Annotated in this window: 13 protein-coding genes; 9 read left to right on the forward strand and 4 right to left on the reverse strand. The window is 67.6% G+C overall.

Translation table 11 applies throughout. The features are described 5' to 3' along the window. Positions 1-2 precede the first annotated feature (2 nt). Both AC5JLE_RS05590 and AC5JLE_RS05595 read left to right on the forward strand, forming a co-directional pair. Entirely contained in the window at positions 3-428 is a 426-nt protein-coding gene (locus AC5JLE_RS05590) for a type II toxin-antitoxin system RatA family toxin (RefSeq protein ID WP_032959119.1), read from the forward strand. A 3-nt stretch (positions 429-431) separates the two neighbouring features. Next, positions 432-689 (forward strand): RnfH family protein, encoded by a 258-nt coding sequence (locus tag AC5JLE_RS05595; protein ID WP_014646806.1) that lies wholly within the window; start codon positions 432-434, stop codon positions 687-689. Positions 690-722: 33 nt separating this feature from the next. On the opposite strand, the gene AC5JLE_RS05600 is transcribed toward AC5JLE_RS05595, so the two are convergent. After that, positions 723-1,115: an outer membrane protein assembly factor BamE gene (locus AC5JLE_RS05600; RefSeq protein ID WP_014036847.1), complete on the reverse strand. Its 393-nt coding sequence runs from the start codon at positions 1,113-1,115 to the stop codon at positions 723-725. Positions 1,116-1,218: 103 nt separating this feature from the next. On the opposite strand from AC5JLE_RS05600, the gene fur reads away from it, so the two are divergent. Beyond that, complete coding sequence (gene fur / locus AC5JLE_RS05605; RefSeq protein ID WP_014646807.1) at positions 1,219-1,635, forward strand: ferric iron uptake transcriptional regulator; 417 nt, start codon at positions 1,219-1,221, stop codon at positions 1,633-1,635. A 63-nt stretch (positions 1,636-1,698) separates the two neighbouring features. On the opposite strand, the gene AC5JLE_RS05610 is transcribed toward fur, so the two are convergent. Further along, positions 1,699-3,006, reverse strand: a complete 1,308-nt coding sequence (locus AC5JLE_RS05610; RefSeq protein WP_496065098.1) for an SGNH/GDSL hydrolase family protein — start codon at positions 3,004-3,006, stop codon at positions 1,699-1,701. 97 nt (positions 3,007-3,103) lie between these two features. On the opposite strand from AC5JLE_RS05610, the gene AC5JLE_RS05615 reads away from it, so the two are divergent. After that, positions 3,104-4,021, forward strand: coding sequence for a LysR family transcriptional regulator (locus AC5JLE_RS05615; RefSeq protein ID WP_032959114.1), 918 nt, complete (start codon positions 3,104-3,106; stop codon positions 4,019-4,021). A gap of 110 nt (positions 4,022-4,131) precedes the next feature. On the opposite strand, the gene recN is transcribed toward AC5JLE_RS05615, so the two are convergent. Beyond that, positions 4,132-5,793 carry a DNA repair protein RecN gene (gene recN / locus AC5JLE_RS05620; protein WP_496065099.1) on the reverse strand — a complete coding sequence of 554 codons (1,662 nt, stop codon included), beginning with the start codon at positions 5,791-5,793 and terminating at the stop codon, positions 4,132-4,134. Between the two features lie 115 nt (positions 5,794-5,908). Here recN and hrcA point away from each other — a divergent pair, with 115 nt between their 5' ends. The 4 genes from hrcA to dnaJ all read left to right on the forward strand — a co-directional run bounded on the left by hrcA (position 5,909) and on the right by dnaJ (position 10,935). Continuing rightward, entirely contained in the window at positions 5,909-6,973 is a 1,065-nt protein-coding gene (gene hrcA, locus AC5JLE_RS05625) for a heat-inducible transcriptional repressor HrcA (protein WP_010484463.1), read from the forward strand. Positions 6,974-7,036: 63 nt separating this feature from the next. Further along, the gene (grpE, locus tag AC5JLE_RS05630; protein ID WP_014646812.1) at positions 7,037-7,552 is read left to right on the forward strand and encodes a nucleotide exchange factor GrpE; all 516 of its coding nucleotides are present in this window, start codon (positions 7,037-7,039) and stop codon (positions 7,550-7,552) included. Positions 7,553-7,734: 182 nt separating this feature from the next. Then, positions 7,735-9,657, forward strand: coding sequence for a molecular chaperone DnaK (dnaK, locus tag AC5JLE_RS05635; protein ID WP_032959111.1), 1,923 nt, complete (start codon positions 7,735-7,737; stop codon positions 9,655-9,657). A gap of 153 nt (positions 9,658-9,810) precedes the next feature. After that, positions 9,811-10,935: a molecular chaperone DnaJ gene (dnaJ, locus tag AC5JLE_RS05640; RefSeq protein WP_014036853.1), complete on the forward strand. Its 1,125-nt coding sequence runs from the start codon at positions 9,811-9,813 to the stop codon at positions 10,933-10,935. A 60-nt stretch (positions 10,936-10,995) separates the two neighbouring features. Here dnaJ and AC5JLE_RS05645 read toward each other — a convergent pair whose 3' ends face one another. Beyond that, positions 10,996-11,793: an AraC family transcriptional regulator gene (locus AC5JLE_RS05645; protein WP_014646814.1), complete on the reverse strand. Its 798-nt coding sequence runs from the start codon at positions 11,791-11,793 to the stop codon at positions 10,996-10,998. Positions 11,794-11,865: 72 nt separating this feature from the next. On the opposite strand from AC5JLE_RS05645, the gene AC5JLE_RS05650 reads away from it, so the two are divergent. Beyond that, positions 11,866-13,065, forward strand: coding sequence for an MFS transporter (locus AC5JLE_RS05650; RefSeq protein WP_041863321.1), 1,200 nt, complete (start codon positions 11,866-11,868; stop codon positions 13,063-13,065). Positions 13,066-13,215: the final 150 nt, after the last annotated feature.

The raw sequence follows: 13,215 nt of genomic DNA on the forward strand, positions 1-13,215 counted from the left end.
TCATGCCTACTATCCGCCGCAGCGCCCTGGTCGAACATTCGGCCGCGCGCATGTTCGACCTGGTCAACGACGTCCAGGCCTATCCGCGCCGTTTCCGCTGGTGCTCGGCTGCCCAGATCCTGGAGCAGGGCGAGGACCGCCTGGTGGCGCGCCTGGACCTGGGCCTGGGCTCGTTCAGTACCTGGTTCCAGACTGAAAACACCCTGCAGCGCCCGCACAGCATCGACATGCAGCTGCGCGATGGCCCGTTCAAGCAGCTGCACGGCCGCTGGGAATTCCATGCGCTGGCCGAGGATGCGTGCAAGGTCACCCTGACCCTGGAGTTCGAACCCAGCTCGCGCCTGCTCGGTCCGGCCCTGGCGATCGGCTTCCAGGGACTGGCCGATCGCATGGTCAATGATTTCGTCCGCGTCGCCGACGAGGGCTGAGCGATGATCGAGGTCGAGGTGGTGCTGGCTTGGCCGGAGCGCGTGCTGTCGCGCCACCTGCAGCTGGAAGAGGGAGCGACCGTGGCCGACGCCATCGCCGCCGCTGCGCTGGAAGGTAGTGCCGACTGTCCGGCCGCCGCGGTGCATGGCGTGCTGGCCCGTCCACAGCAGGCGCTGCTGGACGGGGACCGCATCGAGCTGCTGCGCCCGCTGCTGGCCGACCCCAAGGACAACCGCCGGCGTCGCGCGCTCGGCGGTTGATCCCGGCAACCCGTCCCTGCGGACGGGCAGGCCTCAGCGGCCCTTCTTCTTCTTGTCCTTCGGCAGGTTGCGGCCGAACTGGCGCACCGTCTGCTGGGCCAGGGCCTTGTCGTTGCCCGGGAAGTAGTCGCCTTCCCAGCGGGTAACGGCGTCATTCTCGAAGAACACCACGAAGTTCTTCACTTCGGTGCGGCCGAGGCGGTTCACGCGCTGGCTGGAGGTGTAGTCCCAGCGCTGGGCGTGGAACGGGTCGGGGATGGACGGGGTGCCCAGCAGCGCGGTGACCTGCTGCTTGCTCTGCCCGACCTGCAGCTTGGCCACGGCATCTTCCCGGATCAGGTTGCCCTGATAGATGGGTTGCTTGTAGATGATGCCGCACCCGGTGGTGGACAGGGCGACGGCGGCGACCAACAGGAGATTGCGCATCGGGACTGGCGGTTGGGGAAATCAAACCGATGATACACTCCCGGCGTGCCACCGCGACCCAATCCGAGGCAGCTGGCGCTAAATCGCCAATGAACGGAGACCTATGGAAACCCACGACCTGCGTAAAGTCGGCCTGAAGGTGACCCATCCGCGGATGCGGATCCTGGCGCTGCTCGAACAGCGCAATGCCCAGCACCACCAGCACCACATGACCGCCGAGGACATCTACCGCCAGCTGCTCGAGCATGGCGACGAGATCGGCCTGGCGACGGTCTACCGGGTGCTGACCCAGTTCGAGGCCGCCGGCCTCGTGCTCAAGCACAATTTCGAAGGTGGCCAAGCCGTTTACGAGCTGGACCGTGGTGGCCACCACGACCATATGGTCGACGTGGACAGCGGCAAGATCATCGAATTCGAAAGCCATGAGATCGAGGAGCTGCAGCGCAAGATCGCGGCCGATCACGGCTATGAGCTGGAAGAACACTCGCTGGTGCTCTACGTGCGCAAGAAGCGCAAGTAGGCCGTTCCGGCCAGCCGCTAGCGACGTAACCCCGGGCTTGCCCGGGGTTTTTCGTTGCCGGGGTCAGGGCCCTTTCCCTCCAGGAAAGGGGGCCGGCCCCGGGCGCTCTGCGGGGTCGGATCCCTTTGCGCCAGCAAAGGGCTCTGACCCCTTGCAACCGAGCAGGATCTCCAGGTCCACCGCCTCGGCCATCGCCCGGTTGCCGGCATCCCCCGGGTGGAGGTGGTCGCCGGAGTCGTAGGCGGCGGCCATCCGTGACGGATCGGCCGGGTCGCGCAGCGCCGCGTCCAGGTCGATCACCGCGTCGAACGGGCTGTTGCTGCGCAGCCATGCATTGAGCTGTTGGCGCAGGGCCTCCTTGTCCGGGTGGTAGTAGTCGTCCAGCGGCGTGCCGGGCAGGGCGCCCGCGAACGGCATCAGGGTGGCGCCGAATATGCGTAGACCCCGCCGGTGGGCCTGTTCGGCCAGGGCACGATAGCCGGCCTGCAGCTCGGGCAGGCTGGGCCGGGGCTGCGCGCGGGCGAAGGCAGTACCGGGCCAGCTGATGTCGTTGATGCCGATCAGCACGATGACGCTGGCGACGCCGGGCTGATCCAGTGCGTCACGCCGCAGGCGGGCCAGAACCGACTCGCCCATGCCGTCGCTCAGCAGCCGATTGCCGGAAATGCCCGCGTTGACCACCGCGACGCCGCGCGGTGCCAGACGCGCGGCCAGATGGTCGGTCCAGCGCTGGTCCTGGTCGAGGCTGGCGGTGGCGCCGTCGGTGATCGAGTCGCCAATCACCACCACGCTGCGCGCACTGGCGGCGGCCTCGACCTCGATCCCGGTGAGGAACAGGCGTGCGGTAGTGGAACTGGCACCCTGCAGGTCGCGCGCCCGGGCCTGATTGCCGCCGGCGATCCAGCTGGTCTGGCGGCCGTCCCAATGGAACGCCTGCACCGGCGTCGGCCCCGGCACGAAGACGCTGACCTGCAGCGCCTGGTGGTCTTCCGTGGCCACCGCCAGCGGATCGCTCAGCCGTTCCTGACCGGCACCGATCAACACCCCAGGCTGGCCGTCGAAGCTGAGCGGTTGCGGGGTGGCGCCCGCGCCCGCGGCCACGCTGGCCGCCCCGATCCGCAGCGGCTGGGTGCCGTAGGCATTGCTCAGCCGCACCCGCAGCCGGGGCCCGCCCAGGCTGATGCGCGCGGTCTGGCGGAAGGTCTGGTCCTGCAGCGTGGCCGGAACCAGGGTCGGGAACAGGAAATCCGCGTCCCAGACCGGTTGCGGGCTGGCCTGCCAGCTGGCGACCCAGTGCGGGGCGGATGCGGCACTGGCGACGCCGGACAGGGCGAGCAGGGCGGTGGCGGTGAGCTGGCTCAAGCGGTTCATCGGGCAATCCAGGTGGGAGGGAACGCCATGGTGATTCCGGGGTCATCTGTGAACTAGACTGCGCATGGACAATCATCTGTGAACTGGATTCATCGCCATGGCGCGACCCGACATCAACCGATCCGGCGAACTGGAAGTGTTCGTGCGGGTGATCGAGACCGGTGGCTTCTCCGCCGCCGCACGCACCCTGGACATGACGCCGTCAGCAGTGAGCAAGCTGGTGGCCCGGCTGGAGCAGCGGCTGGGTACGCGCCTGCTGCAACGCTCCACCCGCCAGCTGCAGCTGACCCCGGAAGGCTGCGCGTTCTACGAGCGCGGCCTGCGCGTGCTGGCCGACCTGGAGGAGGCCGAGCGCTGTGCCAGTGCCCATGCCGAGCCGCGCGGACGGCTGCGGGTAAACTCCAACGTGCCGTTCGGCCAGCATTTCCTGCTGCCGCTGCTGCCGGCATTCCTAGAACGCAACCCGCAGGTAGGCGTGGACCTGACCCTCAATGATGAGGTGATCGACCTGCTTGAGCAGCGCACCGACGTGGCGGTGCGGGCCGGTCCACTGAAGAGCTCCAGCCTGGTGGCGCGGCGGCTGGGTGCGACGCGGATGATGATCGTGGCTGCACCGGCCTATGCGCAGCGGCACGGGCTGCCACGCACTGCCGAGGAGCTGCAGTCGCACAACCGGCTGGATATCGGCCATGCGCGCGCGATGCAGGGCTGGCCATTGTTGCAGGACGGGCGCGAACGCATGCTGCTGCCCAGTGGCAACGCGCGCGCCAGCAACGGCGATGCACTGCGCCAGCTGGTGCTGGGTGGGCTGGGCATGGCGCGGCTGGCAGCATTCCAGGTGCAGCAGGACATTGCCGCCGGGCGCTTGCTGCCGGTGCTGGAGGACGCGAATCCCGGTGACCTGGAAGAGGTGCACGCGGTGTTCCTGGGGCAGGGCGGCTACCTGCCGCTGCGGGTGCGCGCGTTTCTTGATTTCCTGGTGGAGAACGTCGATCTGACGCAGCCACAGGGGTAGTGCCGGCCGCTGGCCGGCAACCTCATGATCTTCATCCACCCGCATCGGGGTGCCGGCCAGCGGCCGGCACTACCTTGCGGAAGCCGAGCCAATGCTCGGCTCGGCCGGCGTTACACCTGCAGCAGCTTGCGTGCGGCGGCGCGCGCTTCCTTGCTCACTTCCACGCCGCCGAGCATGCGCGCCAGTTCTTCCTCGCGCGCCTTGCTGTCCAGCTTTTCCACTGCGCTCTGGGTCATGCCTTCCACCGGGGCCTTGCTGACCCGGTAATGGGCATGGCCCTTGGAGGCGACCTGCGGCAGGTGGGTCACGCACAGCACCTGGCGCTTCTCGCCAAGGGCGCGCAGCTTCTGGCCGACGATGTCCGCCACCGCGCCACCGATGCCGGAGTCGACTTCGTCGAACACCATGGTCGGCACTGCATCCAGGTCCAGCGCGGCCACTTCGATGGCCAGCGAGATGCGCGACAGTTCGCCACCCGAGGCCACCTTGCGCAGGGCACGCGGCGGCTGCCCGGCATTGGCCGCCACCAGGAATTCCACGCGCTCGGCACCCTGCGGGTCGGGCTTGCCGGCGTCCTGCGGTTCCAGCTCGATCAGGAACTGGCCGCCGCCCATGCCCAGCTCGGCGATGATGCCGGTGGTGGTGGCCGACAGCTCGGCAGCGGCGGCGCGGCGGCTGGCGGTCAGCAGCCCGGCCTGCACGCGCCAGGCCGCAGCGGCCTTGTCGATCTCGCCGGCGAGGCGCTGCAGGCGTTCGTCAGCCCCACGCAGCTGTTCCACTTCGGCGTGCATGCGCTCGCGCTGCGCGCCCAGCTCGTCCATCGGCACACGGTGCTTGCGGGCCAGGTCGTGAAGGCGGCCGAGGCGACGCTCGTTCTCCTCGAACTGTTCCGGGTCGGCGTCGAGGTCGTCATGCACGCGGTCCAGTAGCGACAGGGCTTCGTGCAGCTGGATCGAGGCGTTTTCGATCAGGCCGTCCACCTCGCCCAGGCGCGGGTCGTGTTCGATCAGGCGCGACAGCTCGTGGCGTACCTGCTGCAGCAGGTCCAGCGCGGAACTGCCGTCGTCGCCGTTGAGCTGGTTGCTGGCCGCCTGGCAGGCACCCAGCAGGGCACTGGCATGGGCCTGGCGGCGGTGGCTGGCGCCCAGCGCGGCAATCGACTCCGGTTCCAGATCCTCGCGGTCCAGTTCGCGCAGCTGGTGCTCCAGGAAGCCGATCCGGTCACTGACGTCGCCCTGCTGCGACAGCGCCAGCGATTCATCGACCAGCGCCTGCCAGGCCGCAGCGGCGCGGCGCACCTGGCGGCGCTCGTCCTCGTTGCCGGCATAGGCGTCCAGCAGGGCCAGCTGTGATGGGCGTGCCAGCAGGGCCTGCTGCTCGTGCTGGCCGTGGATCTCCACCAGCAGCGAGGCCAGGTCGCCCAGCTGCGCCAGGGTCACCGGGCGGCCGTTGATCCAGGCCCGCGAGCCGCCATCGGCACGGATCACGCGGCGCAGCTGGCACTGCTCCTCGTCGTCCAGCTCGTTGTCGGCCAGCCACTGGCGCGCGGCCTGCAGCTGATCCAGCGCGAACTCGGCCGACAGCTCGGCGCGCGCGGCGCCGTGGCGGACCACGCCGCTGTCGGCGCGCAGGCCGGACAGGAAGCCCAGCGCGTCGACCATCAGTGACTTGCCGGCGCCGGTCTCGCCTGAAACCACGGTCATGCCTGGCCCGAACTCCAGTTCGGTGGCGCGGACGACGGCGAAATCCTTGATCGAAAGATGTCTGAGCATGGGTAAGGGGGTGTCAGCAGCCGCGCAACGCTAGCACGCGGGCGCGGGAGGTCCAATGACTTGCCAAGGTGATCCGCCGCCATTATCTAGTGTCCGTGTCTCACAGGTTGATTCCATGCACGGTTCTCCCGACCAGCTTGCCCCGCGTGCGCGCCATCTGCTGCGCACGCTGATCGCGCGTTACATCCAGGACGGTGAGCCGGTCGGCTCGCAGACGCTGGCGCGCGTGGCCGGGCTGGAGGTCAGCCCGGCCACCATCCGCAACATCCTGGGTGACCTGGAAGACCTGGGGCTGCTGGCTTCGCCGCACACCTCGGCCGGGCGCGTCCCGACCGCACATGGCTACCGGGTGTTCGTCGACAGCCTGCTGCAGATGCAGCCGCCGGGCGAAGGCGAGCTGGCCCGGCTGCGCCAGGAACTGGCCGGCGGCGGCAGCACCCAGGCCCTGCTTGGCAGCGCCTCGGAGCTGCTGTCGGCGATGAGCCACTTCGTCGGCGTGGTCAGCGCCCCGCGGCGCGAGCAGTTCGCGTTCCGCCAGATCGATTTCGTGGCGCTGGACGGGCGCCGGGTGCTGGCGATCCTGGTGTTCGCCGACAACGAGGTGCAGAACCGGGTCATCGAGACCCGCCAGGAGTTCGCGCCGGGCCAGCTGGAGCAGGTCGCCAACTACCTCAACGCGCATTTCGCCGGCCTGCCGATGGCCGAGATCCGCACCCGCCTGCTGCTGGAACTGCGTGATGCCCGTTCGGAGCTGGAGCAGCTGCTGGCGCACAGCATCGAGCTGGCCGAGCAGGCCCTGCAGCCGGCGGCCGATGACATGCTGGTGGCCGGGCAGACCCGTCTGATGGGGGTGCAGGACCTGTCCGACCTGGAGCGGCTGCGCGAGCTGTTCGAGCTGTTCTCCAGCAAGCGGGAGATCCTGCAGCTGCTGGAGCGGACCATCCAGGCGCCCGGCGTGCGCATCTTCATCGGCGAGGAGACCGGGATGATGCCGCTGCAGGGCGTCTCGCTGGTCACTGCCCCTTACACGGCCAATGGCCAGGTGCTGGGCGTGCTGGGCGTGATCGGCCCCAAGCGGATGGCCTACGACCGGATGATCCCGCTGGTCCAGGCCACTGCCGATGTACTCGGCGCGGCGTTTTCGCCAGCCGGGCGCACTCCTGGAACATCCGACGCTTGAAACGCAGCATCCCGCCCACACTAGGGTGGGTGGAGGCGGAGACTGACCGCCAGGGACCCAGACATGAACCACGAACATCCAGATATCGAATCCCAGCAGACTGCCGCCGATGCGGCCGCCGCCGCCGGCGTCAACGACGAAGTGGAGCGCCTGCGCGCCGAGGTCGAGCAGATCAAGGCCGATGCGCTGCGTGAGCGCGCCGACCTCGAGAACCAGCGCAAGCGCGTTGCCCGTGACATCGAGCAGGCCCGCAAGTTCGCCAACGAGAAGCTGCTGGGCGAGCTGCTGCCGGTGTTCGACAGCCTGGATGCCGGCTTGAAGGCGGCCGGCGATGACCCGCATCCGCTGCGCGAGGGCCTGGAGCTGACCTACAAGCAGCTGCTGAAGGTTGCCGCCGACAACGGGCTGGTCCTGCTGGACCCGATCGGCCAGCCGTTCAACCCGGAACACCACCAGGCCATCAGCCAGGTGCCGGCCCCAGACGCCGCCCCGGGCAGCGTGGTGACCGTGTTCCAGAAGGGTTACCTGCTCAACGAGCGCCTGCTGCGGCCGGCGCTGGTGGTGGTGGCCGCCGACTGACCCCTCCAGGGCCGGAAGGCGGGAATGTCCCGTCAACCGGCCCGACGCTGAACGCGCCGGGCGACCGGAAACACAGCGTTCGGGAGATGGCTTGAATGTTCCACGAGCCTCCCCCACATCGTATTCATCCACCGGCCGAACGGCCGGACTGACCCCAACAAGCATCCTCAGGAGTCTCCCCCATGGGCAAGATCATTGGTATCGACCTCGGCACCACCAACTCGTGCGTGGCGATCATGGACGGCGGCAAGGCCCGCGTCATCGAGAATTCGGAAGGCGATCGCACCACCCCGTCGATCGTCGCCTACACCAAGGACGGCGAAGTCCTGGTGGGCGCCTCGGCCAAGCGCCAGGCCGTCACCAACCCGAAGAACACCTTCTACGCGGTGAAGCGCCTGATCGGCCGCAAGTTCACCGACGCCGAAGTGCAGAAGGACATCGCCCACGTCCCGTACAGCATCCTGGCCCATGACAACGGCGATGCCTGGGTGGCCACCAGCGACGGCAAGAAGATGGCGCCGCAGGAAATCTCGGCCAAGGTGCTGGAAAAGATGAAGAAGACCGCCGAGGACTTCCTCGGTGAGAAGGTCACCGAAGCGGTCATCACCGTGCCGGCCTACTTCAACGACAGCCAGCGCCAGGCGACCAAGGACGCCGGCCGCATCGCCGGCCTGGACGTCAAGCGCATCATCAACGAGCCGACCGCGGCCGCGCTGGCCTATGGCCTGGACAAGGGCGACAACAAGGATCGCAAGATCGTGGTGTACGACCTGGGCGGCGGCACCTTCGACGTCTCGGTGATCGAGATCGCCAACGTCGACGGCGAGAAGCAGTTCGAAGTGCTGGCCACCAACGGCGACACCTTCCTGGGCGGCGAAGACTTCGACAACCGCGTCATCGAGTACCTGGTTGAAGAATTCAACAAGGACCAGGGCATCGACCTGCGCAAGGATCCGCTGGCCCTGCAGCGCCTGAAGGACGCTGCCGAGCGCGCCAAGATCGAGCTGTCCAGCGCCCAGCAGACCGAAGTGAACCTGCCGTACGTCACCGCTGACGCCTCGGGTCCGAAGCACCTGAACATCAAGCTGACCCGCGCCAAGCTGGAAGCGCTGGTGGAAGACCTGATCAAGAAGTCGATCGAGCCGTGCCGCGTCGCCCTGAACGATGCCGGCCTGCGTTCGAGCGACATCAGCGAAGTGATCCTGGTCGGTGGCCAGACCCGCATGCCGAAGGTGCAGCAGGCGGTGACCGAATTCTTCGGCAAGGAACCGCGCAAGGACGTCAACCCGGACGAAGCCGTGGCACTGGGCGCTGCGATCCAGGGCGGCGTGCTGGGCGGCGACGTCAAGGACGTGCTGCTGCTGGACGTGACCCCGCTGTCGCTGGGTATCGAAACCATGGGCGGCGTGTTCACCAAGATCATCGAGAAGAACACCACCATCCCGACCAAGGCCTCGCAGGTGTTCTCCACCGCCGAGGACAACCAGTCGGCCGTGACCGTGCACGTGCTGCAGGGTGAGCGCGAGCAGGCCCGCTTCAACAAGTCGCTGGCCAAGTTCGACCTGTCCGGCATCGAGCCGGCTCCGCGTGGCCTGCCGCAGGTGGAAGTGTCCTTCGACATCGACGCCAACGGCATCCTGCACGTGTCGGCCAAGGACAAGAAGACCAACAAGGAACAGAAGGTCGAGATCAAGGCCGGTTCGGGCCTGTCCGAGGAAGAGATCGCACGCATGGTCGCCGACGCGGAAGCCAACCGCGAAGAAGACAAGAAGTTCCAGGAGCTGGTGCAGGCCCGCAATCAGGCCGATGCCCTGATCCACGGCACCCGCAGTGCCATCACCGAGCACGGCAGCAAGGTCGGCGGCGATGTCATCGGCAAGGTCGAGGCGGCCCTGGCCGACCTGGAAACCGCGATGAAGGGTGACGACAAGGCACAGATCGAAGCCAAGTCGAAGGTGCTGGAGGAAGCCGGCCAGTCGCTGTTCGCCGCTGCTTCGGCCGACCAGGGCGGTGCCCCGGGTGCCGACGCCGGCAACGCCGGCAAGGCGCAGGACGACGTGGTCGACGCCGAGTTCACCGAAGTCAAGGACGACAAGAAGTCCTGATCCGGACCGACACGGGACGCTGGCCATCAGCGTCCCGTTGTCGCATCAGGGTCCTGACCGCCACCGGCGTGTCGGGGCGCCCGACGCAAGAGCGGACCTGGTTCCGCTCTTCCGCTTTGACGAATCCCGACTTTCCGGAACCAGATTCACCATATGAGCAAGCGCGATTACTACGAAGTGCTGGGCGTTGCCCGCACCGCCACCGACGACGAGCTGAAGAAGGCCTACCGTCGCTGTGCGATGAAGTTCCACCCGGACCGCAACCCGGGTGATGCGGCGGCCGAAGCCTCCTTCAAGGAGTGCAAGGAAGCCTACGAAGTGCTGTCCGATGGCAACAAGCGCCGCATGTACGACAGCCACGGCCACGCCGCGTTCGAGCACGGCATGGGCGGTGGTGGTCCGGGCGGCCCGGACATGAACGATATCTTCGGCGATATCTTCGGCAACATTTTTGGCGGGGGCGGCGGTGGGCCGCGCCAGGCCCGTCGCGGCGCCGACATCGGCTACGTGATGGAGCTGGACCTGGAAGAGGCGGTACGCGGCGTTGAGCGCCGCATCGAGATCCCGACCCTGGCCGAGTGCGGCGACTGCGATGGCAGTGGCTCCGAAGACGGCAAGGTCGAAACCTGCAATGTGTGCCATGGCCGCGGCCAGGTGCGCATCCAGCGCGGCATCTTCGCCATGCAGCAGGCCTGCCACAACTGCGGCGGCCGTGGGCAGATCATCGCCAAGCCCTGCAAGACCTGCCACGGCAACGGCCGTGTCGAGGAAGACAAGGTGCTGTCGGTGAAGGTGCCGGCGGGCGTCGATACCGGCGACCGCATCCGCCTGCAGGGTGAAGGTGAGGCCGGTCCGGCCGGTACGCCGCCGGGTGACCTGTACGTGGAAGTGCGCGTGCGCGAGCATGCGATCTTCCAGCGCGATGGCGACGACCTGCACTGCGAAGTGCCGATCCGCATCTCGCAGGCAGCGCTTGGCGACACCGTACGCGTGGCGACCCTCGGCGGCGAAGCGGAAATCCGCATCCCGGCCGAGACCCAGACCGGCAAGCTGTTCCGCCTGCGTGGCAAGGGCGTGCGTTCGGTGCGCAGCCGCAGCGAGGGCGACCTGTACTGCCGCGTGGTGGTGGAGACCCCGGTCAACCTCACCAACGAACAGCGCAAGCTGCTGGAGCAGTTCGAAGCCACCTTTGTCGGCGAGGAAGCACGCAAGCATTCGCCGAAGTCGGCGACGTTCATGGATGGCGTGAAGGGCTTCTGGGACCGGATGACGTCCTGAGTTTTTCAACCGAAGCGTTGAGCGGTAGCGCCGGGCCATGCCCGGCGTTTTCGTTTGCGATCAGCGGAAAAACGCCGCGGGCGTCTGCCCCAGTTGGCGCTTGAACATGCTGGTGAACGCGCTGGGGCTGTCGTAGCCCATCGCCAGCGCCACATCGATGACCTTGTCGCCGACTGCCAGCCGCTCCAGGGCGGCCAGCAGGCGCGCCTGCTGCCGCCACTGCCCGAAGGTCATGCCCAGTTCGCCGGCGAAATGGCGCTGGATGGTCTTCACGTCCACCTGCAGCGCCTGGGCCCAGTCCTGCAGCGTGGCGTCGTCGGCGGGATGCTTCTGGATGTGCTGGCAGATCCTCTGCAGGCGCGGGTCGGTGGGCGAGGGCAGGTGCAGCGGCAGCACGTCCATGCGGTGCAGCTCGTCCAGCAGCAGGCGCACCACGCGACCGTCGCGGCTGTCGTCCACGTGCGCGGACTCGATCAGGCTGGCCGCCAGCAGTAGTTCGCGCAGCAGCGGCGCCACCTGTACTGCGAACGCCCCATCCGGCAGTTGCGGCGCGAAGTCCGGTTCCACGTACAGGCTGCGCATGTGCACCTCGGCGATGCAGTCCACCGCATGCACCATGCCGGCCGGAACCCAGATCGCGCGGGTGGAGGGCACGACCCAGCGGCCACCGTCCGCGCGCACCACCATCAGGCCGGACATGGCGAAGACCAGTTGGTGACGGCGATGCCGGTGTGGCGCGATGTGGGTACCGGGCGGGTAGTGCCGGGCGCGGCTGGTCACCGGGCGGTGTACCGGCACTTCGTTCCACGGCGCGGTCTCGCGGATCGGGCAGGGAGTGTCCTTTTTGCGATATGCCATGACCCGAACGCGGCAGAAGGGAGTGGGGGTCCACCGTAGCATGCGTGGCTCGCCCCCAACCTGACTGTGTCCATGTCGACCCTGGCTTCTCCCGCAACGACCTCACGCCCGGTGGCTCCCGGCGTGCTGGCCGCCATCTCCACCTCGCATGTCGTCAACGACATGATGCAGTCGCTGATCCTGGCCATCTATCCGGTGATCAAGGGCGGCTTCAACCTCAGCTTCACCCAGATCGGCCTGATCACGCTGACCTACCAGCTCACCGCGTCGATCTTCCAGCCGTTGATCGGCATGGCCACCGACCGCCGCCCGGCACCGTATTCGCTGCCGATCGGCATGGCCTCGACCCTGTGCGGCATGCTGCTGCTCGGCTTTGCGCCGAACTACGCGGTGGTGCTGATGGCTGCGGCGATGGTCGGCATTGGTTCGGCCATCTTCCACCCGGAGGCCTCGCGCATCGCCCGGCTGGCCTCGGGCGGTCGCCATGGCTTCGCGCAGTCGGTGTTCCAGGTGGGTGGCAACTTCGGTACCGCGCTGGGGCCGTTGATCGCTGCGGCCGTGATCGTGCCGTATGGCCAGCGTGCCGCATCATGGTTTGCCGGCGCCGCGCTGATCGGCATCGCGCTGCTGACCTATGTTGGTCGCTGGTATGCACTGCACCTGGGCACACCACGTCCGGCCAGCACCGCGTCTATGGCCCCGCGGCATTCGTCGCGCACCGTGGCCAAGGTGCTGGCGATCCTGCTGGTGCTGATCTTCAGCAAGTACTTCTACATGGCCAGCATCGGCAGCTACTTCACCTTCTACCTGATCCACCACTTCGGCATTCCGGTGGCACAGGCGCAACTGCATCTGTTCGCGTTCCTGGTGGCGTCTGCCGCCGGTGGTTTCCTCGGCGGCCCGCTGGGTGACCGCATCGGCCGCAAGCCGATCATCTGGACCTCGATCCTCGGAGTGGCCCCGTTCGCGCTGATGCTGCCGCACGCCGATCTGCTATGGACCACAGTGCTGGCAGTGCTGATCGGCTTCGTGCTCTCCTCGGCGTTCTCGGCCATCGTGGTGTACGCGCAGGAGATGATGCCGCACCGCATCGGCATGGTGTCCGGCCTGTTCTTCGGCTTTGCATTCGGCATGGGCGGGCTTGGCGCGGCCGTGCTGGGCATGCTGGCAGACAGGACCAGCATTGAATTCGTCTATCAGCTGACCGCGTTCCTGCCGCTGCTGGGCATCGTCGCGGCGTGGCTGCCACCGTCGCGGCCTGCTGCTCACTGAGGGGGTTTGGGTTGCAGGGCTTGCAGCCCTGCACCTGCAGAGGCAACGTCAACAGCAGAAGCGGGCTATCCGTGGGTTGGCGGGGTGGGTACGGTTTCAGGGGACGCCGTAAAAACATACCTGGGGGCTTGGCCGCGGCATCCATGCCGC

The sequence above is a fragment of the Stenotrophomonas sp. genome (assembly GCF_059505245.1).